The 22,614-nt window shown below is 69.1% G+C and carries 19 protein-coding genes, 1 tRNA gene and 5 pseudogenes; 8 read left to right on the top strand and 17 right to left on the bottom strand.

The genetic code is table 11. The annotated features are described in order from the left end of the window. Positions 1-95: 95 nt before the first annotated feature. Together I8N67_RS36985 and I8N67_RS36980 are read right to left on the bottom strand one after the other, a co-directional pair. The gene (locus tag I8N67_RS36985; RefSeq protein ID WP_200308667.1) at positions 96-782 is read right to left on the bottom strand and encodes a GTP cyclohydrolase II; all 687 of its coding nucleotides are present in this window, start codon (positions 780-782) and stop codon (positions 96-98) included. 181 nt (positions 783-963) lie between these two features. After that, positions 964-1,539 (bottom strand): MarR family winged helix-turn-helix transcriptional regulator, encoded by a 576-nt coding sequence (locus I8N67_RS36980; protein WP_200308666.1) that lies wholly within the window; start codon positions 1,537-1,539, stop codon positions 964-966. 64 nt (positions 1,540-1,603) lie between these two features. Here I8N67_RS36980 and I8N67_RS36975 point away from each other — a divergent pair, with 64 nt between their 5' ends. Together I8N67_RS36975 and I8N67_RS36970 are read left to right on the top strand one after the other, a co-directional pair. Continuing rightward, positions 1,604-2,860, top strand: a complete 1,257-nt coding sequence (locus tag I8N67_RS36975) for a dihydrofolate reductase family protein (RefSeq protein ID WP_200308665.1) — start codon at positions 1,604-1,606, stop codon at positions 2,858-2,860. Between the two features lie 149 nt (positions 2,861-3,009). Continuing rightward, positions 3,010-3,083 (top strand) — tRNA-Met (locus tag I8N67_RS36970). A gap of 41 nt (positions 3,084-3,124) precedes the next feature. Here the strand turns inward: I8N67_RS36970 and cyaB are convergent. From cyaB to I8N67_RS36945, 5 genes are all read right to left on the bottom strand, one after another. After that, positions 3,125-3,709, bottom strand: coding sequence for a class IV adenylate cyclase (gene cyaB / locus I8N67_RS36965; protein WP_200308664.1), 585 nt, complete (start codon positions 3,707-3,709; stop codon positions 3,125-3,127). A gap of 67 nt (positions 3,710-3,776) precedes the next feature. Next, a complete protein-coding gene (locus I8N67_RS36960) occupies positions 3,777-4,004 on the bottom strand; it encodes a hypothetical protein (RefSeq protein ID WP_372443887.1) in 228 nt (75 codons plus the stop codon). Beyond that, a complete protein-coding gene (locus tag I8N67_RS36955) occupies positions 3,997-5,211 on the bottom strand; it encodes an ABC transporter permease (protein WP_200308663.1) in 1,215 nt (404 codons plus the stop codon). Before I8N67_RS36955 ends, I8N67_RS36960 begins: the two co-directional genes overlap by 8 nt. Then, positions 5,208-5,909, bottom strand: coding sequence for an ABC transporter ATP-binding protein (locus tag I8N67_RS36950; protein ID WP_200308662.1), 702 nt, complete (start codon positions 5,907-5,909; stop codon positions 5,208-5,210). Before I8N67_RS36950 ends, I8N67_RS36955 begins: the two co-directional genes overlap by 4 nt. An 81-nt stretch (positions 5,910-5,990) precedes the next feature. Then, positions 5,991-7,667, bottom strand: a complete 1,677-nt coding sequence (locus I8N67_RS36945; RefSeq protein ID WP_307835480.1) for a hypothetical protein — start codon at positions 7,665-7,667, stop codon at positions 5,991-5,993. A gap of 29 nt (positions 7,668-7,696) precedes the next feature. On the opposite strand from I8N67_RS36945, the gene I8N67_RS44060 reads away from it, so the two are divergent. After that, positions 7,697-7,819, top strand: a complete 123-nt coding sequence (locus I8N67_RS44060; protein WP_267912883.1) for a hypothetical protein — start codon at positions 7,697-7,699, stop codon at positions 7,817-7,819. Here I8N67_RS44060 and I8N67_RS36940 read toward each other — a convergent pair. The 3 genes from I8N67_RS36940 to I8N67_RS36930 all read right to left on the bottom strand — a co-directional run bounded on the left by I8N67_RS36940 (position 7,816) and on the right by I8N67_RS36930 (position 9,235). Continuing rightward, a complete protein-coding gene (locus I8N67_RS36940; protein ID WP_234046884.1) occupies positions 7,816-8,154 on the bottom strand; it encodes a hypothetical protein in 339 nt (112 codons plus the stop codon). The genes I8N67_RS44060 and I8N67_RS36940 overlap by 4 nt on opposite strands. A gap of 353 nt (positions 8,155-8,507) precedes the next feature. Further along, positions 8,508-8,762 carry a hypothetical protein gene (locus tag I8N67_RS44420; protein WP_200308661.1) on the bottom strand — a complete coding sequence of 85 codons (255 nt, stop codon included), beginning with the start codon at positions 8,760-8,762 and terminating at the stop codon, positions 8,508-8,510. Then, positions 8,759-9,235, bottom strand: coding sequence for a hypothetical protein (locus I8N67_RS36930; protein ID WP_200308660.1), 477 nt, complete (start codon positions 9,233-9,235; stop codon positions 8,759-8,761). The genes I8N67_RS44420 and I8N67_RS36930 overlap by 4 nt, the downstream gene beginning before the upstream one ends. A 182-nt stretch (positions 9,236-9,417) precedes the next feature. Between I8N67_RS36930 and I8N67_RS44415 the strand changes: the two genes are divergently transcribed. Together I8N67_RS44415 and I8N67_RS36920 are read left to right on the top strand one after the other, a co-directional pair. Beyond that, complete coding sequence (locus tag I8N67_RS44415; protein WP_200308659.1) at positions 9,418-11,316, top strand: 5'-methylthioadenosine/S-adenosylhomocysteine nucleosidase family protein; 1,899 nt, start codon at positions 9,418-9,420, stop codon at positions 11,314-11,316. Between the two features lie 667 nt (positions 11,317-11,983). Further along, entirely contained in the window at positions 11,984-13,237 is a 1,254-nt protein-coding gene (locus tag I8N67_RS36920; protein WP_200308658.1) for an IS256 family transposase, read from the top strand. A gap of 6 nt (positions 13,238-13,243) precedes the next feature. Here I8N67_RS36920 and I8N67_RS36915 read toward each other — a convergent pair whose 3' ends face one another. The 4 genes and pseudogenes from I8N67_RS36915 to I8N67_RS45010 all read right to left on the bottom strand — a co-directional run. Continuing rightward, positions 13,244-14,038 carry an RNA polymerase sigma factor gene (locus I8N67_RS36915; RefSeq protein ID WP_200308657.1) on the bottom strand — a complete coding sequence of 265 codons (795 nt, stop codon included), beginning with the start codon at positions 14,036-14,038 and terminating at the stop codon, positions 13,244-13,246. A gap of 328 nt (positions 14,039-14,366) precedes the next feature. Beyond that, a pseudogene (locus I8N67_RS36910) lies at positions 14,367-15,582 on the bottom strand (MFS transporter). 7 nt (positions 15,583-15,589) lie between these two features. Beyond that, positions 15,590-16,071, bottom strand: a pseudogene (locus I8N67_RS36905) (ArsI/CadI family heavy metal resistance metalloenzyme). Between the two features lie 212 nt (positions 16,072-16,283). Beyond that, positions 16,284-16,871 (bottom strand): annotated as a pseudogene (locus I8N67_RS45010) (DUF6417 family protein); the annotation flags it as partial. Positions 16,872-16,997: 126 nt separating this feature from the next. Here I8N67_RS45010 and I8N67_RS36900 point away from each other — a divergent pair. After that, positions 16,998-17,582 carry an RICIN domain-containing protein gene (locus I8N67_RS36900; protein ID WP_200308656.1) on the top strand — a complete coding sequence of 195 codons (585 nt, stop codon included), beginning with the start codon at positions 16,998-17,000 and terminating at the stop codon, positions 17,580-17,582. Between the two features lie 299 nt (positions 17,583-17,881). Here the strand turns inward: I8N67_RS36900 and I8N67_RS36895 are convergent. Next, positions 17,882-18,632 (bottom strand): annotated as a pseudogene (locus I8N67_RS36895) (transposase). 1,007 nt (positions 18,633-19,639) lie between these two features. Here I8N67_RS36895 and I8N67_RS36890 point away from each other — a divergent pair. Continuing rightward, on the top strand, positions 19,640-20,926 hold the full coding sequence (locus tag I8N67_RS36890; RefSeq protein WP_200308668.1) for an acyltransferase family protein: 1,287 nt from the start codon (positions 19,640-19,642) through the stop codon (positions 20,924-20,926). On the opposite strand, the gene I8N67_RS36885 is transcribed toward I8N67_RS36890, so the two are convergent. Both I8N67_RS36885 and I8N67_RS44050 read right to left on the bottom strand, forming a co-directional pair. Beyond that, the gene (locus tag I8N67_RS36885) at positions 20,916-21,485 is read right to left on the bottom strand and encodes an RICIN domain-containing protein (RefSeq protein ID WP_200308655.1); all 570 of its coding nucleotides are present in this window, start codon (positions 21,483-21,485) and stop codon (positions 20,916-20,918) included. The two genes, I8N67_RS36890 and I8N67_RS36885, sit on opposite strands and share 11 nt — an antisense overlap. A gap of 343 nt (positions 21,486-21,828) precedes the next feature. Beyond that, a complete protein-coding gene (locus tag I8N67_RS44050) occupies positions 21,829-21,963 on the bottom strand; it encodes a hypothetical protein (protein ID WP_267912882.1) in 135 nt (44 codons plus the stop codon). Positions 21,964-22,422: 459 nt separating this feature from the next. On the opposite strand from I8N67_RS44050, the pseudogene I8N67_RS44770 reads away from it, so the two are divergent. Then, positions 22,423-22,614 (top strand): annotated as a pseudogene (locus I8N67_RS44770) (hypothetical protein); the annotation flags it as partial.

Genomic DNA, 22,614 nt, shown 5'->3' with positions numbered 1-22,614 from the left:
TTCAGGGTTTCCGGGGGTGGGGCTCGGGGCTAGTCGGCGGGGCCGAGTGGGCTAGTGGGGCCCCCGGGTGACTCCTGGGGTCCCGCGGGGGGCTGTCAGCCCGCCGTCAGTCCGGTCAGTTCGGTCAGTTCGGTCAGTTCGGTCAGTTCCGTCAGTTCCGTCAGTTCGGTCAGCGGGAGCGTGTGCTGGGTCTGGAGGACCTTCGCGCGGAGGTAGCGGACGTTGTGGGCGGTGGTGAAGACGCCCGTCGGGACCCGCTGGCCGACGTCGACGCCGAGGTCACGGAGCTGCCGCGCCTTGTCCGGGTTGTTGGACAGCAGGTCCAGCCCGTCGATGCCGAGGGCACCCAGCATCTGGGCCGCCGCCGTGTAGTCGCGGCCGTCCTCCGGCAGCCCGAGCGCCGCGTTCGCCTCGTACGTGTCGAGGCCCTGGTCCTGGAGGGCGTACGCGTCGAGCTTGTTGTAGAGGCCGATGCCGCGGCCCTCCTGGCGGAGGTAGAGCAGGACACCACCGCGGTCCGCTATCCGCTCCACCGCCTCGCGCAACTGCGGGCCGCAGTCGCAGCGGGCCGAGCCGAAGACGTCGCCGGTCAGGCACTCCGAGTGCAGCCGGACCAGCGGGGCCGCGCCGGGCGCCGGGTCGCCGAGGACGAGCGCCAGGTGCTCCTGGCCGTCGACGAGGCCGTGGAAGGTGACGAGTTCGGCGTCGACGCCGTAGCCGTCCTGGAAACGCAGCGGCACCCGGACGCGGGCACGCGGGGTGGCAGCGGGAAAGTCGGGCATGCGGGTCTCCGGTCCTGGTGCGGGTGTGCGAGCGGGTTGTGCGCGCGGGTGTCGCCGAGCTTCGTGTGCTTCAGATTTGAAGCACAGCCTTCCTTGTGACACTAACTCATGCTTCAAATTTCAAGCAACATGATTTGGGGTGCGTCACATGCCCGCGACGCGAGGACTGTGTGGAAACCCGCTACTGACCCGACTGACCCGACGAGCATGCGCGGCGGCGCCACGGCAGGTCGTCCGCCCCGGACCCGGAGCCGGACCCGGAGCCGGACCCGGGGCGGGAGCCGGTCGGCGTCGCCTGCGGGTCACCGCCCTGGATCGCGGTCGCGATGGCCGAGCAGATCTCCTCGAACTGGCCGATCTGCTCGGGGCTGAGGTGGTCGAAGACGGCCTTGCGGACCGTCTCGACATGCCCCGGCGCCGTACGCTCCAGCAGGGCCATGCCCTCCTCGGTGAGTACGGCGACGCTGCCCCGCTTGTCCCACTGGCAGTCCTCGCGCCGCACCACGCCGTCCTTCTCCAGCCGGGTCACGGCGTACGTCAGACGGCTGCGAGTGATCTTCAGATACTCGGCGAGGTCGGTCATCCGCAACCGGCGTTCGGGCACGTCGGAGAGGGCGGCCAGCACGGAGTAGTAGAGGTGCGGCAGGCCGGCCTCCTGCTGGAGCTGCCGGTCGAGGGCGTCCTCGAGGAGAGAGCTCGCGGCCACATAGGCGCGCCAGGCACGCTGTTCGTCGGGAGTGAGCCAGCGGGTCGTCATACGTACAGTGTAGTTATTGTTTAAAACTTGAACCAACATCACGCCCAGCCAGGGAGTCCGCCCCATGCCCCAGCCCTACGTCCTGTTGTCCGCCGCCGTCTCCCTCGACGGCTTCCTGGACGACACCGGGCCCGAACGGCTGCTGCTCTCCGGCCCGGCCGACTTCGACCGGGTCGACGAGGTGCGCGCGGCCAGCGACGCCATCCTGATCGGCGCCGGCACCCTGCGCACCGACAACCCCCGGCTGCTGGTCAACTCCCCCGAGCGCCGCGCCGCCCGCGTCGGCGCCGGGCTCCCGGAGTACCCGCTGAAGGTCACCGTCAGCGCGTCCGGCGACCTCGATCCGGCGGCCCGGTTCTGGCACACGGGTGGCGAGAAGGTCGTGTACACGACGGACAAGGGCGCGGAGCGGCTGCGGGGGCTGGGCCTGCCGACCGGGCCGATCGGGACGACTGGTACGACCGGACGCGCCGCGACGACCGGAGGGACCGGGTCGGCCGGACCGACGGAGTCAGCCGGACCGACGGAGTCAGCCGGACCGACCGGCGTGGACGTCGTGTCAGTCGGCCCCGAGCTGGAGTGGCCGGCCGTCCTGGACCACCTCGGCGACGTACGCGGCATCCGGCGCCTGATGGTGGAGGGCGGCGGGCGCGTGCACACCCAACTGCTCCAGCAGGGGCTCGCGGACGAGGTGCAGCTGGCCGTCGCACCGGTGTTCGTGGGCGAGGCGGACGCGCCGCGGATGCTCGGGACGGGCCCGTATCCCGGCGGGCCGAGGAGCCGGCTGCGGCTGCTGGAGACCCGGCCGGTCGGTGACGTCGTCCTCATCCGGTACGCGCCCACCGTCCCCGGCACCGGCCCGGCCGTCTCCGCCGCCGACCGCCACTGGCTGGCACTGGCGTGCGAACTGGCCGCCGAGTGCCCGCCCTCCCGGACCGCGTTCAGCGTGGGCGCGGTCGTGGTCGCCGAGGACGGTACGGAACTGGCCCGAGGTCACTCCCGCGAGGCGGGGGACCCCGTGGCCCACGCCGAGGAGGCCGCCCTAGCCAAGCTCGACCCCACCGATCCGCGCCTCGCCTCCGCCACGGTCTACAGCAGCCTGGAACCGTGCGCCCGCCGCGCCTCCCGCCCCGCCCCCTGCGCCCGGCTCCTCCTCGACGCGGGCGTACGCCGCGTCGTCACGGCCTGGCGCGAGCCGGACACGTTCGTCGAGGACGCCGCCGTAGGCAACGCGGTCCTGTCGGCGGAGGGCGTCGCCGTCGTCGTACTGCCGGAGTACGAGCAGCGGGCGAAGGCGCCGAACGGGCACCTGCTTCTTTGAGCCTCGTTGAACCCCGTTGAACCCCGTTGAACCTCGTTGAGCTTCGCTGGGTTTTCCTGGATGCCGGCGTCGTGAACGAGTGGTGATCGGCGGTCGCCGTAAACGCGCGTGCAAGTGGTCCCGCAGATGGCGTACACTGGTTTCAACGACGCGGGGTGGAGCAGCTCGGTAGCTCGCTGGGCTCATAACCCAGAGGTCGCAGGTTCAAATCCTGTCCCCGCTACTGAAGGCCTGAGGGCCGGAATCCGATAAGGATTCCGGCCCTCAGGTATTTGTGCGCGCTTGAATACGGCGGGCCGCCGCGACCGCGTCCGTGTAGAGCTCGCGGGTGAGGTCGTCCGGGCAGACGCCGAGGTCGTCGAGTACGGCGCGGATGTCGTCGAGGGCGGCTGTGACCTCGGCTTCTTCGTGGACCAGGGTCTCGATCTCCAGGAACGTGCCGTCGAGCTCGGGGACGCGTACGAGGGTGGCGAGCATCTGTCGGCCGTACGCCTCGAAGGCGTGCGTGCGGCACCGTTTCTCGAACACGATCGCCGGTACGTAGCCGAGGTGCTCCAGGATGGCGTGCGCGGCCTGCGAGTCCTCCACCCGGGTCTCGTACTCGGGTTTCGACCCGGATGCCTCGTCGACGGCGGCAGCCTTGAAGGTGAGCAGCGTCCGCAGGTCACCCGTGCCGTGGTCGGCCGAGGTCCGCAGCCGCAGCTCCTCGTCCCGGGCGCGCAAGCCGCCGTCCGGCCGGTCGTAGTACGTGTCCTGGTACGTCTCCGCCCGGCCCTCGGCCCACCCGTCGAGCGCCCGCGCGACCGCCTCCGGCGCCCGAACCCGGGCCTTCAACTCCGCCTCGATCACGAGCCGTTCCTCTCCTCACGCCGCTCTCCCCCGCCTCCCCTCTTCTCCTCCCCTCTTCTGCTTTCTCTCACCACACGTACGGCAGCTCGACCGCGTCCATGCTCGGTCCGCCGACGGGGCTGGTGACGGTGACCAGGCCGTCCAGCGCGGCTACCCGACGCCGTATCCCGAGCAACACAGATTCGGCGACGACGAAGTAGACGACGAAGTAAGCGGCCACCTCCACCGCGGCGGGCGGACGCGGCCCGTCGGCGTCCTCCAACCGCGTACGTCCACGCTCACTTCCGTCAGGCATGCGCCCGTGCAGTGAGGTAGGGGTCCCGGCGGAGGGCTTCTCGGCTGCCGAGGAGGGTGCCGGCTGCCAGGCCGACGGCGGGCAGCAGGAGCGCCGCTGCCACCCAGGCCGGGCCGGGCAGGGCGTCCGTGCGGGTGATGGGCAGTCCGAGGAGGCCACTGAGCGGACCGGCCAACGCCACGGACGCCCCCGTACCGGCGACTGCCCCCACCAGCCCTGCCACCCCGCCCGAGAGCACCGCTTCCCCGAGCAGGATGCGCCGCAGCTCGGGCCGCCCGGACCCGAGGATCCGCAGGACGGCGAACTGCCCGACCCTGGCCCGCGTACTGTCCGCCGCCCGAACCGCGCCGAGTGCGACGGCTCCCACCGCCAGCACCAGCACCCCGATCCGCATGGCGAGATCCGCCACCCCGAACAGTCCGGGCAGGTTACGCACCCGGTCGGACACGGGAGCCGCCGAGAACCCGTCCCCTTGCAGCGACTTGGTGACGGCCGCCACCTGCCTCTGATGCCCGACGAGCACCACGGCGGACCGCGCGCCCTCCCGGGCCCGGAAGGTCTCCGGCTCCTGCCCGGCGCGCGCGGCGGCCAGCAGCGCGGCCGTGTCCTCCGACAGATAGGCGACGTCGGGCCCGTCGGCCTGCCACGAGGGGTCGTAGAGTGCGACGACCTTCAGCCTGATGACCGCGGTGGTACCGGAGGAGGCACTCGTCGCCTTCGTGTACCCGAAGGCGACCGTACGGCCGAGGAGTGAAGCGAAGCCGGTTCCCTGGGCGGTGGCGGGCAACACCACATCACCTGGACCGAGCCCCTCGGCGGCCACACGGGCCTTCCCCTTCTCACCGTCCACGAAGGGCAGCTCGTCCCCCGGCGTCAGGGTGTGGCCGGCCAGGTCGTACGTCCCCTCCTCCTCGGCGTACAGCGCGGACGTGTAGTCGGCGACGACCCGCCGTACACCCGGTACGTCCGCGGCGTCCCGCAGGGCCGAGGTGGTGAGCGGACGGACCGACTCGTCGCCCTCGAACGAGGTGAGCTCGATCTGGGTGAGGCCGCCGGACCCCAGTACGTCCCGCTCAACGGCACCGGCGGCACCGGACGCCACCCCCGCGGACGTGGTCAGCAGCGCGGCCAGAACCGTGAGTGTCGGCATCGCCCGGCGCAGTGAACGCCCGTCACGCGTCCATGTGTGGAGACTCCAACGGCTCATCCGAGACCCTTCTCCTCACGAGCGTTCTGCCGGCGAGCGGCCGACAGCACTCCCCCGTCGAGCACATGCCGCTGGTCGCAGGTCACGGCGACCGTCGCGTCGTGCGTGACCAGCAACACGGCCGCACCCCGCTCGGCGCACGCACGCAACGCGTCCATCACCGAGTTCGCCGTCCGGGGGTCGAGCCCCGAGGTCGGCTCGTCGGCCAGGATGAGCGCCGGCTGCTTCACGGCAGCCCGCGCGACGGCGATACGTTGCCGCTGCCCACCGGAGAGTTCGGTGACCCGGGAGTCGGCCAGGTCCTCCATGCCGAGGTCCCCGAGCAGCGCCCGAGCCTCACCACGATGCCGGGCGAGCCGGGGACCGAAGGCGGCCGCGACGTTCTCCCAGGCGTTGAGGAACGGCAACAGCCCGAGATCCTGCAGAACGATCCCGATCGACCGCCGCCGCAACAGATCCCGCTCGGCCACGTCCAGCGCCTCCGTGTCCGTACCGGTGATGTGCAGCGAGCCCTCCGCCGGCGACAGGATCAGCCCGAGCAGCGCGAGCAGAGTGCTCTTGCCGGACCCGGACGGCCCCTCGACGGCAGCCGTCGCTCCCCCTTCGAGGGTGAGATCCGCACGGGTCAGGCCACCGCCGGACGCGTAGCTGAAGGCGAGGCCTTCGGCTACGACGGCGGGTGGGGAGGGGGTTTTCATGCGGCGGGTCCTTCTTGAGTGGGGGCTGGCAGGAGGGGGAGAGGGTTGCGCGCGCGCCGGAATGTCGGCGGTTTGAGGTATTCAGGCGAGGAGGTAGTACGCGGCCCGGGTGGCGTCCGCCGAAGCGGCACCGCCCGGCGAGGCGGCGTACAGATCGGGAGACCCTCCGTCGCGGAAGCGCTCAAGCAGCCCGGGCAACTCGTCCCACAGTCCCTGCGGAACGCTCTGGTCGGAGGCGAGCGCCGCCTGAACCGCGTCCGAACCGATCAACAGGTCCCCGTCACGCAACGCCTTCCGGGCCTGCGCGACGAGGTCGGCTCCCTCGGTGAGCCGGGCCGCCTGAGCCGTACACCCCGCGTCGGCGAGTACGACCACGATGCGCAGCGACCGTGCGGAAAGGGCACCGCCGTCCTCGCCGTCCTCGCCGTTCGGCAGTTCGACCGACGTACGCCGACAACCGAGCCCGAACTCCGCGCGCGCCGCCATGACGCCGTACCAACCACGCTCGTTCTCCGCCGTCAGTCGCGCCGGTACTTTCAGCCGAGCCGCCTCCTCGACCCCCTTCGCGGCCTGCGGCCCGCACGCCAAGGACAGCCGATGGCATGTCATGGCGAGCAGCAGCCGATCCGACGGATCGAGCCCCGCGCCCACGACCCCGCCCCCGCCCATCCGTTCCAGCCGCCTCTTGAGCCAGTACGGCGTGTGCTCCTGCTGTGCGCCCGCCGTCAGAGCCCGCGCGGCGTCGTACGTGGCGGTCAGCGTCCCCAGTTGGACCGGAGACTTCGCGACGAGCCCGTCGCCCCGGATGCGTTCCACCGGAGCGGGAAGCGACCCGGCGGCGGTGCTGTCGGCACCGTCGCCGCCGGTCGAAAGAGCACGGCGGACCAGCCACCGCGTCTGTGTGTCGGGGTCGTTCAGCGAAGGCAGGAGACAGCCACGCGTCTGCTCAGTCATCCGATGGCGCAGCAGGGCCAGGGCGGCACGCTGGATGGGGTCGAGGCCGGTGCAACCAGCCCCCAACCGCGTGTCGGCCCCCCGAACAGCCTCCGTGGCACGCGCCCGTACGCCGACCGCCCGCAACGCCTCCACCGCATAGAGCACCGGTACGGGCTGCCCGGCCCGCGCGGTGTCCGCCGCGAGCCGGTCAAGGGCGCCCCGAGGCACGTCGTCGTCCCGCCCCAGGCAGGTCAGCGTCTGAAGGAAGGCGGCCCGGGTGGCGAGCGAGGTCAGCGCGTCGTCGGCGGCGTCCGGCGCACGCAGATACCGGAGCGCTTCGCTCTCGGCACGCTTGCGAAGCCCGGCCTGTCCGAGAACAGTGTCAGCCTCCTCGGCCTCCTCGGCCTCCTGCGATCCCCTCAGCGAGAGGCACACGTAGTGGGCCCGCCACGCAGGTGTGTCCAGGACGTCACGACGGACGAGCACGGCCAGGGCGGCTGGCCGGACCTCGGGCACGGCGACAGCCCCACCGTCGCCGCCGTCCCCGCGAGGCCCGGCGGCGAGCGCGGCCTCCAGTCGCCCGTACGCGGTCGGATACAGCGCGGGGTCCCGCCCGACCTCGGCACGGGTGGCGCGTACGAGGTCGTTCGCTCCACGCAGGGCGTCGAGTTGTTCGGCCAGGTCACCACCGCGTGGCTCGGGCCGGTCCACCGGCCCGCCACCGAACATCGAGGCGCTGAGAGCCACCGTGGCGGCTACCGCGCCCACGGCCAGGAGGAGCCGGTTACGGCGATCCGTATGCCCCTGCAGACTGCTCTTCACCAAGGATCACCACTCAGTAACTTCAGTCATTGGCGCAGGCCGAAGCGAACGCCTTGACCCCGGACTTGAAGGCACCGCCGTCGGAGCAGGTGGTGATGCTCGTGTTGAGCGAGCCGCCCGGATCGGCGATACCGCTGATGTCGGCGATCTAGGTGTTCTGGTTCGTCCAACTGACCTGCCGGGTGCTCTCACTCACCTGCGTGCCGCTCGGACTCAGCGCGAGCGTCGCCTGCCAGCCGTTGGCCTTCACCGTCGCCGTATTACTGATCTTGCTGACCTTGTACTTCGCGCCGCCCTTCATGGTCTTGGTCGACGTCTTGAAGGAGCACTTGTCGGCATAGGCATTGCACTGCCACGCGGTGACCTCGACCCTCGCACCCGTACCGGGCAACGGCGTCGCCCCCCTATCGGAAACGGCGACGGTCGGCACAGCGGACCCCACCACCAGAATCCCGACGAGCCCCGACGTCAGCAGGATCCTCTTCACTTGGCCCTCCCCGTGTTCATGGCACGCACATGCAGATATGTCGCCCCAACCAGGCGACGAACTGTATATGTTGCGCAAATACTGAAAAGTGACTGAAAAGCGACGCATGAACGCCCCGCGCAGCCCCGAAGAAACCATCAAGCAGCCCTCAACTCCGCCAGGGACGACCGCATTCAGAAAGCCAGGTGACCGATTTCAGCCACCGGGCAGTCGGCAATGTTCACACTTGAGCGGGACACGCGGCTCGCACCAAGGTGCTTCTGATGGCTCTTTGGCGCACGGCGGATAGCAGATAGCGGATGCCGGATATCGATATCGATGGCGATGGCGATGGCGATGGCGATGGCTGGATGTCAGCGGAGACGGCGGAAGCGGCGGAAGAACATGCGGACGTCGGTGGTGAACAGCTCAGGCTGCTCCAACGCGGCGAAGTGGCCGCCTCGGGGGAGTTCGGACCAGTGGACGATGTTGTGGTCGCGCTCGGCGAGGCGTCGTACGGTGGCGTCGAGCCGCGCTGCCAGGTCGTCCAGGGCGGCCTGCGGGATGTGGAGTTCGAAGGGGTGGATGCTCGGCGGCCAGGGCGCCGTCGCCCGCGCGAGCTCGCTCATACGCCCGTCCCCTGCCGGCGCTGCTCCTCGCGCCCCTCCTCGTCGGGCTCACCGGCGAGGGTGCGGGCGCTCGCGATGTCCTTCTCGTCCCACCCCCAGTGGCCCGGGTCCCCCTCCCGCTTCGCCTGCTCGTCGATCCACCGCTTGTGCGCCTCCCAGGCAGCCTGCTTGGTCGTGCCCAGCGCCGCCCCGATCTGCGACCACGACGCCCCGGCCCGCCGCGCGGAACGCACGGACAGCTGCCGCCCGTAGACCGCCTTACGAGCGATCACCTCCCCCAGCGCCAGCAACTCCAGCGCCTCACCACGACCCAAAGGCACGCTCTCCGGCTCTCCCGCGTCCCCGCCCTCGCCCTCGCCCTCGCCCTCATCGTCCGTCTCCGCGAGAACCTCACGCGTCCGCAGCACGTCATAGCGCGCCACCGCCGTCAGCAGCGTGAAACGGCCGTCGAGGTCATCCGGGGTAGTCGACATGAGCCGAGTGTCTCGTCAGGCCGGCTTGACGTCAAGGCAGCCTGACGCCAAGGCACGGCCTGGCGGTCGTCGAACGAGCCGTACGGCCTCAGCCATCGCCGCCCCCTGCCCATGTGTCCTCCGCCGAGTGATGAAGTATCAAGGGAGTCGCGTCGCGTTCCATCGCGGGAGGGGGAGAGACCGTGATCGACAGCACTCCCGCCCCCGTCTCCTTCGCGCAGTGCCGCCGGGCAGCGCGAGCGGTGCGGGCGGCGGAGTACGGGAGGAGGGCGACGGCCACGGTGCGCGGCCGGGGGATCTCCGGTCTGCTGCCCGCGCGCGGCCCGCTGGCGGTGCTGCTGTACGTCGCCGCGCGGGAGGGCCGGCTGGTGTGGCAGAGCGAGCGGGGGTTCATGGTGCTTGAGCCACCCCTGCTCATCTCGCGGCGGTTCCTCGGAGCGGGCATCGGCCTGCGCCTTCTTCGGCTCGTGGACCGGCATTGGCAGACGCTGCTGTTCGCGGGTCCGCCGACGCTTGCCCTCTCGGCCGCCGCGTCTCTGCTGCCGTTTCGGGACGCGCGTCTCGCCGTCCTGCTGCTGGCGCCGGCCGCACTGCTGCACGTCGCCGTGCTGATGGCCGCCATGGTCGTCACCAGCGGCTGGGCCCTGTGGCGGTCGTTCGGCGCGGAAGGAGCCGGACCCCGCGCGGTGGCGGAGTCCCTGGCCGGCAATCACTGGACCGTGCCGCTGTGTCACCAGGAGGACGTGCGCCGCACCGACGAATTACTGCGGCGCACCACCGGGCGGCTGAGGACCCTGGTCGCGGTACGGGCCGAGGCAGCCGCCGCCGACCTCGGCTTCCAGGTACAGCGGGGGGAGTCGGCCGAGACGCTGGTGGTGCTACGGCGCGGGATCACCACCGAAACGGTACGGCGACGCCTCGACGCGCACGGCGACAGTGCCGCCGACCCGGTCGAGGTCCTGGTCCTGCACCCGCCGTCGACAGCCTCCGACCCCGGCGACCGCAGAGTCGATTCCGGGTCCTTCCTGCTCTGGTATCTCAGTGGTGCGGCCGTCGCGGTGCTCGTGGCGGCCCAACTCATCGCCGGCTGGGAGCGTGCGGTGTGCCCCGGCGAGTGTCCCGGCCGCCCGGTCACGTACGGCAGCGCCCTGCGCTGGGTGTCCCAGCGACTGCTGCTGAGCGACCCCGCCGGTCTCACCCCGGCCACCGTCCAGGCCCAGGTCATCGGCTGGCTGCTCGGGATCATGGCCCTCATGGCCGTGCCCGTCACCTTCGTGGCGGTGCGTCAGCAGGCGAAAGCTCTGCGGATCGCGACCGAACCCCATCGCAGGCTGAACAGGAGCATGATGCCCACGAAGCTGCTGATCGTCGTCGCGACCACGGAGGAACGGGACGCGGTGTTCCGATCGGTGGCGGCAGTCAACGGAACCGGCCCCGAACGCCGCCGCCTGGGCGACCACACGGTCTTCGCCCTCGGCCGGATCAGCGAAGCCGACCTCTACGTCGTCCAGAGCGAGCAGGCGTCGGGCGGCCCGTCCGGCTCCGCACTCGTCGTGTCGTCCGTCCTGGACCAACTGGCGCCCGACTTCCTCGTCGCCGTGGGCATCTGCTGCGGCACGCGGCCCGGGCGGCAGGAACTCGGTCACATCCTGGTCTCCGCCCAGCTCCGCATGATGGACCACCGACGAGTCGGTGACGCCGGCGGAGAGCCACTGGTCACCCTGCGGGGCGACAAGGTGTCCGCCTCCCCGGTACTGCTGGACCGCCTGCGGGCAGCCGAGATCGACTGGACCGGCGCCAAGGTCCACTTCGGACTGATGCTGTCCTCCAGCGTCCTGATCGACTTCGCTCCGCTCCGGGACCGCATGATGGAGGAGGAACGGGACGCCCTCGGCGCGGAGATGGAGGGCGGCGGCATCCACGCGGCGGCGACCCGACGCCACGTTCCCTGGATCGTCGTCAAGGCCATCTCCGACTGGGGCGCGGGGAAGACCGACGAGGCGCATGTACCGGCTGCTCGCAACGCCGCCGACTTCGTGGTGCACATGGTGAGCGACGGCGCCCTCGACCCGCAGACCTGACCCGGCACACACGCGGACCGGTGAGAACGACTACCCACTACCCACCGGCACCGGAACTACGAAGGGCCCCGGTCGGCTTACGTCGACCGGGGCCCTTCCTCGCAGGTCAGAGAGGTTTCCCTGTCCCGCAATCCGTAGGCCCTGTGGGACTCGAACCCACAACCAATGGATTAAAAGTCCTGGTCAGGACGTGGTGGGTGGTTCCGGACGGTTCTCCGCCGTCCGGAACCACCAGGTCAGAGCACCTTTGCCATCTGGCGTGATCCACCTCGTGACGGCTCGTGCCACACCGTCCGCTCACGCATCGCTCACGCAAAAGAGGTGGCTGACCAGTACTTTCACTCCTCTGCGCGCTGACTCGTCTTCGGATCAGGCCCGGAGGCGGTCGCGGAACCGTGCCGCCACGGGTCCGGCAGACGTGTCCACGTTCGCGCGTACTCGGTCGTGTCATCACGAACCCGTCTTCGCGGCGAGGGCCGACTGACCTTCGTCTCCCGCCACCGCTGCTTGAGTCCAGCCCAGATCCGCTCGCCGGCCACGAGCAATGCTCAGGACTTGTGGATCAGCTCCTCTGGAGGACGCGCGAAGGGGCGTACCTTCCCGAGTGAGTGATCGTCAAGTCACCGAGTAGGCCCGCGCTGCGAACGCGGGTCGGGAAGGCACGCCCGTGCTCAGCGTAGTCAACGAAGACGGCACCACCGAGGCCGGTTCCCTGATCGACGAGATCGTCCGCGAGGGTGCTCGGCGGATGCTGGCCGCCGCCCTGGAGGCGGAGGTGGACCAGTACATAGCCGAGCTCGCCGGGCAGCGTGACGAGGCCGGCCGCCGGCTGGTGGTCCGCAACGGCCGGCACCGGCCGCGGACCGTGACCACGGCTGCCGGGCCCATCGAGGTGGCCGCCCCGCGCGTGAACGACAAGCGGGTCGACGAGACGACGGGTGAACGTCAGCGGTTCTCCTCGAAGATCCTGGCGCCGTGGTGCCGGAAGTCCCCGAAGATCAGCGAGGTGCTGCCGCTGCTCTATCTCCACGGCCTGTCGTCGGGCGACTTCGTCCCCGCGATGGAACAGTTCCTGGGCTCCCCGGCCGGGCTGTCGCCGGCCACGGTGACCCGGCTCACCCAGCAGTGGACCGCCGACCACGCCGAGTTCCAGCGCCGTGACCTGGCCGGATCCGACTACGTCTACGTCTGGGCCGACGGCGTCCATCCCAAGATCCGCTTGTCCCAGACGCACTCCTGCCTCCTGGTCCTGATGGGCGTCCGCGTCGACGGCACCAAGGAACTCATCGCGATCACCGAGGGTCTGCGCGAGTCCACCGAGTCCTGGGCGGACCTGCTGCGCGACTGCCGGCGGCGCGGAATGCGCGACCCGATGCTCGTGGTCGGCGACGGTGCGATGGGCCTGTGGAGGGCGCTGGCGGAGGTGTTTCCGCAGGCCAGGCACCAGAGGTGTTGGGTCCACAAAACAAGGAACGTCTCGAACGCGCTGCCGAAGTCCGCGCAGCCCGGCGCGAAGAAGGCTCTGCAGGAGATCTACAACGCCGAGGACCGTGCGCACGCCGAGAAGGCGGTCACCGCGTTCGAGCAGGCGTACGGGGCGAAGTTCCCCAAGGCCGTCAAGAAGATCACCGGCGAGGTCGACGAGCTGCTGGCGTTCTACGACTTCCCCGCCGAGCACTGGGTCCATCTGAGGACGACGAATCCGATCGAGTCGACCTTCTCCACCGTGAAGCTTCGGACCAAGGTCACCCGCGGCGCCGGCAGCCCAGCCGCGGCCCTCGCGATGGTCTTCAAACTCGTTGAGTCCGCCCAGGCCCGCTGGCGAGCGGTCACCGCACCGCACCTCGTCGCCCTCGTCCGAGCCGGCGCCCGCTTCGAGAACGGCCTCCTCGTCGAACGAGACGAGACCCTCGCAGCGTGATCCACCTCAACTGATCCACAGGTCTTGACAATTACTCCTCGGCCCCACAGATTGCTGCGCGAACGTCCCAGAGTCGTTGAACTCCCATCGGCGCTGGCGCCATGCTCTGAATCCCCAGGCAGCGAGGGCCATGCCCAGGAGCAAGGCGCCCGCCAGGTAGATCAGTCCGTCGTTGGAGAGTTCTTGTGGTTCGAGATCTCTGTCGCCATCCGATGCCGGTACCACTTGCAAAATGCGTCCGCTGGCGATCACCAGCCCGGAGACGATCGCTGCCAGGACGGCCACGAGATTGGCACGAATCGCTGCCACAGCCCGCAGGACATGGGTGGCGACGGTGCCGGGCGCCTTGCCCATGACCTCAGCGGTCTCAGCCTGTGTGTAGTCCAGCGCCTTGGTGGCCCACACTGCGGTGCGCTGCGGTGGAGGCAGGCGGTCCAGGGCCTTGTACACCGCCATGCGGTTGGCGATCAGATCGCTGAAGTCAGCAACGTGCACTTCGCCGAGGGCCTGCGCATATCCAGCACGCGTTGCGGATGCCTCCGCTCGGGCACGGTTCCGGCGTCCGGCGGCACGTACGTCGTTGCGGATCACCGCGTAAAGATAGGCGCGGGCCTCGCGGATACTCTCGGGAGCGCGGAGGGCCTTGGCGAAGGCCGACTGCACCACGTCCTCAGCGCCCAGGACGGATTCGGGGACTCCTTCCTCGGCCAACAGCCGACGTGTGAGCGCGGACATCTCCGCGTAGTACTGCCTGTGCACGTCGTCCAGGTGCACAGCCGCATCCGGCACCCGCTCAGCCAAGGTCCTTCTCCTGCCTCTTGCCCGGCTCTCCACCGCGCCGTGCCCGGATCAAGGCCGCCCTGCCCTGAGCCCTCTTGCGGTAGGCAACACTGTCCACCCAGTTCTTCATGGCAGGGACCAGAACGACGGCAACGGACAACAAAGCGCCGGCAACCTCCACCGAACACCTCCTCCGATCGGCGGCCTCTCCTGTGCCCTGCACCAGGGCGTAGGCCGTATGTCTCTGAAGAGGCGGTGCAGGCTCATCCTCATGACATCCGAGCGCAATTTGTTGCTCAGAATCTTCGGCTGATCGACAACTCGGGGCATGCGGCGTCTTGGCGACGCGCTAGTTCTGGCGGGCCGGTTCACTTCCCAGGGCGAGGAGTGCTGCTGCGGCGGAGATCAGCGCGAGGGTGGTGAACAGGCCGGGGTATCCACCGAGCGGTCCGGCGAGGGCAGCCCCTGCGAAGGGGGCGAGAGCGGAGGCGAGGGTGGCCGGGGCGGCCAGGGTGCCGGACAGGCGGCCGTAGTGGGTGGTGCCCCAGCGGTCGGTGACGGCGGTGGCCTGGAGGAGGGTGAGGTTTGCCCCGCACCATGCCGGCCACGATCGCGATGCCGACGAGCAAGGGGAAGGGCCCGGTGACCATGGCGAAGGCGGCGGTCGCGGCGCCGCCGAGCGTGATCAGGGTGACGGTGCGGGTGGTGACGCCGGTGCGTCGGGCGAGGGTGGCGTACAACGTGCGGCCTAGGGTCTGGCCTGCGCCGCCCAGGCCGAGGGCCCAGGCGGCGGCGGTGGGGCTGGCGCCGCGTGTGATCAGCAGGGGTACGAGGGCGATGACGACGGCGTACATGGCGAAGCTGTTCAAGGTCATTGCCGTGGCTAGCATTAGGAACGGTCGGCTGCGGGTCACCGAGCCGCTGTCTGTGTGCCGTTGAGACGGTGGTGCTGGGGCGGGTGGCCAAGGTCCTCGTAGCGCAAGGGCGTGGGCGGGGATGGTTACGAGGGCCAGGACCAGGGCGAGTACGGCGTACGTGTTGCGCCAACTCAGGTGCTCGGCGAGTGCGGCGGTCAGGGGTGCGAACGCTGTGGAGGCCAGACCGCCAGCGAGGGTGACGATGGTGATGGCGCGGATGCGGTCCTCGCCCCACCAGCGGGTGAGGGCGGCGAAGGCGGGCTGGTAGAAGGTGGCGGCCATCGCGACGCCGGCCAGGAGCCAGGCGGCGGTGAAGGCGATCAGGTTGGGTGCGGAGGCGACGGCCAGCACGGCGAGGACGCCCAGGACAGACCCGGTGGTCATCACGGTGCGTGGGCCTCGACGGTCGAGGATGCGGCCGACGGGTATGCCGGTGAGAGCAGAGGTCAGGAGCGCGCCCGAGAAGGCGGCGGCGGCCGTCGTCGACCAGCCTGTGGCGGCGGTGATCTGCGGATTGAGGACGGGGAAGGCGTAGTAGACGATTCCCCAGCTGGTGATCTGGGTGGCGCATAGGGCGGGCAGCGCGGCGCGGGGCCGTGACCGGACCCCCGTCCCGGTCACGGCCCCGCTGGCACGGAGGTCGGTCATCGGCGGATCAGCAGCAGCCGCCCGCGGCGACCGGCTCCTTCGCACCGATGTCGGAGTCGGTGTCGGAGGCGGCGGCCGTGCCGGTGCAGCAGGTGCTGCCCTGCTACTTGGCGAGGGATTCGGCGTCGGCCTTGACCACGTACACCTCCCAGGGTTCCTGGCCTGGACCGTGGACCCAGACCTTGTCCTGGAGGGCGTAGCAACAGGTGGTGTCGTTCTCCACGTCGGTGGCAAGTCCCGCCTCGCCGAGGCGGGCGGTGCGGCGTGGACCGCTTCGGTGGACTCGACCTCGACGCCGAGGAGGTTCATGCGGGTCGCCTCGTCCGCGGCGCCTTCGATGAGGACGAGCTTGAGCGGCGGCTCGGTGATGGCGAAGTTGGCGTAGCCGTCGCGGAGTTTGGCGGGCTCGGTGCCGAAGAGCTTCGTGTAGAAGGCCACGGACGCTTCAAGGTCGGGGACGCGGAGGGCGAGCTGTACGCGGGATCTCATGGCGAACCTCCTTGGGTGGGTGGGTGTTCAGCAGCCGCCGGAGCCGGAGGTACCGGCCGGGGCTCCGATGCCGATCTGGAGCGTGGTGGGGGTGGCGCAGCATCCGCCGCCCTCGCTGCCCTGTGCCGCGTCGGGCTCGTCGAACAGACCCGCGCCGCCATCTGTGAGGGCATCAACTTCACCAGCCGCCGACCCGCATCCGGCTCTTCGACGGCGTTGCCGGGGCGGGGGCGAGTGCGGGCGTAGAGCAGGAGGTCGTGTCCGGCCGGGGACAGGCGAGCCGCCCACAGCACCACAGTGCCCTCCCACGCCGACAGCTCCGCCCGGTCCTCCCTACCGGCGATCTCCACCAACCCCCGGTCGGCCAGCCCCCGCACCTGCTGCTTCACCGACAACACATCCGCGGCCAGCACCCAGCCGTACACCGACGCCCGCGCCCGCTCATCCAGCACCCCCAGCGCCGCAAGAACCTGCTCCCCACCCCGCACAACCAGCCCCCTCTGCGTTCGGGGCTCCAACGAGGCATCGCGGGCGGAGGAAACGACCCGCCGTCGTCCGGCCACGCGCCACGAGGACCCCTGCTTGGCGAGGGCCGGAGGTCTCGGGTCCAGCAGCCCCGGAAAGTGGAGGCTTTTATAAGCCGACCGACGGGCACGGTCTCGCGTCCGCACGCTGGCCGGCTGCGCCCTTACCCCGCAGCACGTAGCGGGGTGCCCGTCGACTTGTTCAATGGTGATCAGAACAGTGGCGAGCAGGAACTCATTGCAGATCAGGCTGCACTGCTGATTCTCGGGTGGCATGGAGTGCCACCATTCGTCAAGAAAGCGCTTTCAGTCGATCTTCTCGAACGCTCTAGCGATCCGCTCCGACCGTTTGATTGAGTACTCCCCGTCACCCCAGCAGCACCACTAGTGAGGAGATGTCTCATGCGTGCATCACGTACCAGGAACGTCGTCGCGGCAGCTGTGATCGGAGCGGTGATGGCGGTTGTCAGTCCCGCGATCGCTTCGGCAGAGTCACCGAGCAGCTCCTGGACTCCGAACCCGCTGGCCCTGTCGACCCTCGAAGGGTCGGCGGCAGCCCCGATCGTGGGGCTCAGGAATGCGAAGTCCGGTAAGTTTCTGCAGCCTACGGGCAACGGGACGGCGAACGGCACCAAGGTCGTCCAGCAGCCTGGAAACGACCAGAACTCCTCGCAGTACTGGGACATGATCCAGGACGGCGATTACTTCAGCTTCGAGAACGGCCGCTCGGGCAGGAACCTGGGGATCGATGGCGCCAGTACCGCTAATGGCGCGGCGGCGATCATCGCGAACGGGTCCGGCGACGCAAACCAGGACTGGGTGATCATCCCTGTCTCGGGTGGCCAGACGGATGACGCCAGGCTGCAGAACCGCAAGAGCGGCAAGTGTCTTGGCATTTCCGGCGCCAGCACCGACAACGGTGCACAGGCTGCCCAGTTCACGTGCGATGGGTCGGAGAACCAGCGCTGGGTTCTCGACCTGCTGTGATCTCGCGGCCTGCCGGTCTGTCCGGTCAGGCGTGATCTGTTCCCCTCGGTCCGGCGACCTCAATCAGGACTGGAAGCTCAGCGGACGCCAATGGTGAGGGCTACCAGATGAAGAACCGCAAGAGCGGCTTGTGCCTGGGCGGGCGCCAGCACCGCCGACGGCACAGAAGTGGCCCAGTTCCCCTGCGACGGATCGCTAACCAGGGCTGGATTGACGACCTCTCCCAACCCAACCAGCACGATGGGGTTCCTCTGCATCGGCAGTCGCGGCTGTTCGGATTCCTCTGAGTGAGTTCCTTTTCAGCGTTGCCGCTCCAGGGTGAGGACGGCGGCGGCGATTGACGTCATTCGATTCGGGCTGCACCGGGATCTGCGGAAGACGCGCCATGACTTCAGTCGTGCGATGCCGCGCTCGACCGGTGCCCGTGCTGCGGACAGCGCACGGTTGACGGTCTGTTGGGTGGGTGTGAGGTCACGGCCCGGCGGGCGCCGGAGGGCTGTGGTCACCCATGGACCGGCTCCCATATAGGCGCGGTCAGCGAGGACCGGGATGCCCTGGCATTCGCAGATCCGGATGATGCGGTGGGTGCGGGCCGCGGTGAGGTCGTGCGCGCGGCCGGGCAGAGCGGGCGAGATCCACAGCAGCCGTCCGACCGGGTCGGTCACGACCTGCACGTTCACCCCGTGGCGGCGGTGCTTGTGGGAGAAGTCGGCCCGGCTGTCGCCGACCCGGTCGCATTCCGCCAGAGTGCCGTCGAGCAGGACGTACTCCGGGGTCGGCCTCGCGCAGGGCGCGCAGCAGGCCGGGTGCGCGGTCGGCGAGCAGGCCGACGACGGCTGTCATGTAGGCGGGGGCGGTGCCGACGGAGATGCCGAAGCCGGCCGCGAGCTGGGCGAGGGTGTCGTGTCGGCGCAGGTACACCAGGCCGACCAGCGCACGCTGGTGCGGCGGGAGCTTGCAGCGGCGGTCGCCCTCTCGGGTGACGATGAGCATGGTGACCCACTCGACCAAGGCGTGCGGCAGGTCGAGTGCGGCAGAATACGGAACCAACGCGGCTCCTGTGCCTGTGGGGAGACTTCGAACACCTCCCCCAACGGCACGGGAGCCTCGTGCGTTGCGCCCACCGACAGCATCACCCGATCAGCGGCCACCTGAAAAGGCTCAGTGAGTCATACGGTGGGCAACGTGCTGGATGATCACGCTCGTTGAAACCGACCCCCCTGCTCGGGGGCGAGCCCACACCTGCTCAGTGGATCTCCCACGCATCCGGCACCTGACCTGCGGACGGGCCCCACAAGGGAGGGGCCGCCCGATAGCCAGCCAGGTCCAGGGGCGCGGCGGACTGTCCAGGGTGGGCGAAGCCCAGCGCGTAGCGCCGCCGAAGGCGCCCTTGACCGGCCGGCACGGCCCGCACACTCCACGAGCGGGCGGCCCCGGTCGACAACCTGCGGGGCGCTCGTTGAAGCTCCCCAGTCCGTTGAACGCCGGACCGGGTGGGGCGACGAGTAGCCCTGGCCGTTTTCAAGGGTTCTCATCAGGGAGGTCCCGGACGCATTAGGTCCGGGACCTCTCGTGCGCTGAACACCTGCCCGGGTGGGCCCGCCCGGACTCACCGCGGCTGAACGGTCTTGTGCCACCGTGCGCCTTCAAAGACGCGCACGTAAGCAAGCACGAGGCTGTATCAGTCGACGGCCTGATCCTCAGTTCGGGCACCCCTGCTGGCGACCGCTTTCAGGGCATTCTGGACCAACACCGGATACCGTCGTCGACGGTCTACAGGTCCGTGTGGAACTTCGCGTAATTCCCCAGGCTGAAGTTCATGGACGTCCCCATGGGGAAGGCGGAGTTGCTCCGCGGCGACCAGGCGGACGACGCACTTCCCGGGCCGCCCGGCAACCAGCCGATCCTTTAGGTCCGAGCCGGGCAGTCAAGGATGAGACGGAGCCGGTCTGGGGAATTACATGACCGTCGACAGTTCGGCAGACACTTACCACGACTGCACAATCTCCGACAGGAATGAACTGAACACGGGAGGACAACGGCACGTGAGAACGGGTATGAAGCCCTCACTCTCCACCTCGTCCCGATTAACCGTGTCCGGTTCGTCGCGGCTCGGCTGGCTCGACGCGTTGCGCGGCATCGCGGCGCTGGTAGTGGTGTTCGACCACTCGTCATATTCCTTCATGGCGGAGTTACGACGAGAGCTGATGCCGGAGTTCAACACCAGCCGCTACGGCATCATGGTGTTCTTCCTGGTCAGCGGCTACATCATTCCCGCTTCGCTGGAACGCCGGGGCTGCGTGAGGACGTTCTGGATCGGCCGTCTCTTCCGCATCTACCCGCTGTGGGCAGCCGTCGTCACTGGCATGCTGGCAGCTGCCGCACTGGGCGTGGCCGAAGTCCGGAACTTCGACGGACAGAGCGTTGCCTCGGTGACCGCAGCCCATCTCATGTTGCTCCAAGAGCTGTTGGGTACGCCCAATCTTCTGCTCGTTCTCTGGACACTCTCGTACGAGATGGCCTTCTACCTGCTGGTCGTTGCCCTCTTCACCGTCCGCTTGCACCAGCGGTCCGCCGCGATCGCCGTCACACTGGCAGCGCTCGCCGCGCTGAGCGTGGCAGCGGGCTTCGTGCTGCCGGCCTCGGCTCTCTCAGACGCGTTGGGTACAGGCCAGCTGATCACCCTCGCGACGGCCGTGATGGCCATCGCCGTCTGCTGCGCAAGCATCGGTTCGGCCGCGCTTCGGGTGTTCGGGGGCGTGCTGGGCGGGATGCTCGCGCTGGCCCTGGTCGCCTTCAACGGTACGGTTCCGGTGTGGGAGGGGCTGGTGATCCTCGCCGTGATGTTCCTCGGTACAGCGGTGTATCGGGCCGAAGTCGGTCAGAGCAGGTGGGCGTACGCGGGATGCGCAGCCATAGTGGTGGTCGCCTTCGCGGTCGGGAGCGCATACGTCGACGGTGACGGGCAGCACTTCACACGGCGTGCCTGGATTGTGTCCTTCCTGCTGGCCGTGGTCACCTTCGGCGCTGGCCTGGCGCTGCGCCGTCGGCGGATTCCGCGCCTGCTGGCGGGACTGGGCACGATCAGCTACTCGGTCTATCTCGTGCATCCGGTGCTGTTGGCGGTGAGCGACAGCACGATCGGTCGCCGACGGCACGATGACCTCGTACTCGAAATTGCTTTCTACGTTGTGCTGTTACCGCTGTGCGCCCTTACGTATCGCTACGTCGAGGCACCGGCCCAGAGATGGGGCCGGAGTCTGGCACGTCGCAACGCCCCGGACCGGTTGGTGTCCGAGGCGTCGTCGACGGCGGAGCAAGCAGGCCGAGTGGCTAGCGGGTGATCAACGACCAGCCCTGATTGGTCGAGCCGTCGCAGCCGAACTGGGCGGCCACCGCGCCGTTGGCGGTGCTCGCGCCCGAGATACCCAGACACAGTCCGCTCTTACGGTTCTTCAGCTCGAAGACGCTGTCGTTGCGCCAGTTGAGGGTCCAGTCCTGGTTGAGGTCTCCGGACGGGCTCGCCTGGATGGCCACCGCGCCAGCCGAAGTGCTGGCCCCGTTGATTCCGGCGTTCAAGCCAGAGTTGTCATTCCAGAAGGTGGTGAAGGATCCGTCCGCGACGAGCCACCACGACTGCCAGGCACCCGAGGAGAGCGGCTGCTGAACGAGATTGGCACCCACGGAGGTGCTTCCGCCTGAGGGCTGCAAGTACTTCTGGGACTTCAGGTTGCGCAGCCCCAGGGGCTCGGCGGCGGCCTTGGCCTTGAGGCTGGAGGACGTCAGAGGAGTCGGTTCGCCGCTCGTGGGTGACTGGGTGTCGGCGAGCGCCGGACTGGCCACGGCCATCAGTCCCACGGCCAGAACCGCAGTAATGACGTTCCTGGTTCGTCTGGTGCGCATGCTACGTCTCCTTACGTCTGGTGCTCTTGGGATAACCATGAGTACTCAATCAGGCCGTCGAAGGATTCGCTAGGACGTTCGAGAAGATCGACTGAGAGCGCTTTCTTGACGCGAGCATGGCGCGCATGCAGACCGGATTCGAGCCGAGGCATGAGCGAACCCGATGCAAGCGTCGAAGTGATCTCTTCACAGGGGCGCGAGCAGCACTTAAACCCGCATGACGCAGCGACCGGCATGGCGAGTCCGTGCATATTTGAACTATCGGAGAACTTCCCTCCGTATGCGAGGAGGCTGAAATTCAGACACTCGCTGGTGAACTGGAGTGCAACCCGCAGGATCTGCTTCACCCACCTACTGACCGTCTCTTGAGTCGCCCCGCGCGTCGCTCGGCCGCGTTGTCGGGCAGCTGGATGAGGGGCTCCCACTCCGCGAGTTCCGTGTGACTGAGTTCGTCGTCGGCCAGGTGCTCTTGACGCATGTCCTCAAGGGTGGGTCGGCGCAGAGGTCGACAGCAAGGATTGAAGCGGCGGCCTTGATGCCGGGGCTGCCGTCTTTCAGCACCGCGCGCAGGCCCTCCGGGGCTGCCTCGCCCGAGTGGCCGCCGAGGACTGTCACCGCGCCGTGGGATCAGGTAAGTCATCCCGTTGTCCGGTCAGACTTCCATCGACCCCTCCCGAGCAGTCGCGAACATCGAGGCGAGAGCGGCCGGGTCCCTGCGGGCCTGCAGGGCTCTCCCTGCCGCCCGAGAAAGGTGGCTCTCCTCCGGCGCCTGCCCGCAACGCCTACGGCCTCGCAGATTCGCAGCAGCCACTGCAAGCGCTCGGCGCCCGCCCGATGGGCGAGCCCTCTGACCGCGTTCTGCGCCCGCCAGCCTCGATCGAGCAGCTTGCTGTTACTCACTTTCGGGTGACGGCCCGAACCCGCAGGGTGGCGCACCGTGGCGGAGAGACGCCGTGCCCCAGCTCCTGTAAGACCTCTCCCGACCTGTGGATACGTCAACGCGGCCACATGTGACATAAGTGGGCGTTGCATCGACCCCGAAGGCAAGACCGTCGACGACGTCCGCCCCACCCGCGACGAGATCGAACGCCGCGTCCGCGGCCTCCTCGACGACCTCGGCGTCCCGGCA

The organism is Streptomyces adelaidensis (genome assembly GCF_016598475.1).
Taxonomy (GTDB): Bacteria; Actinomycetota; Actinomycetes; order Streptomycetales; family Streptomycetaceae; genus Streptomyces; species Streptomyces adelaidensis.
This window is presented reverse-complemented; position numbering and strand designations above follow the sequence as displayed.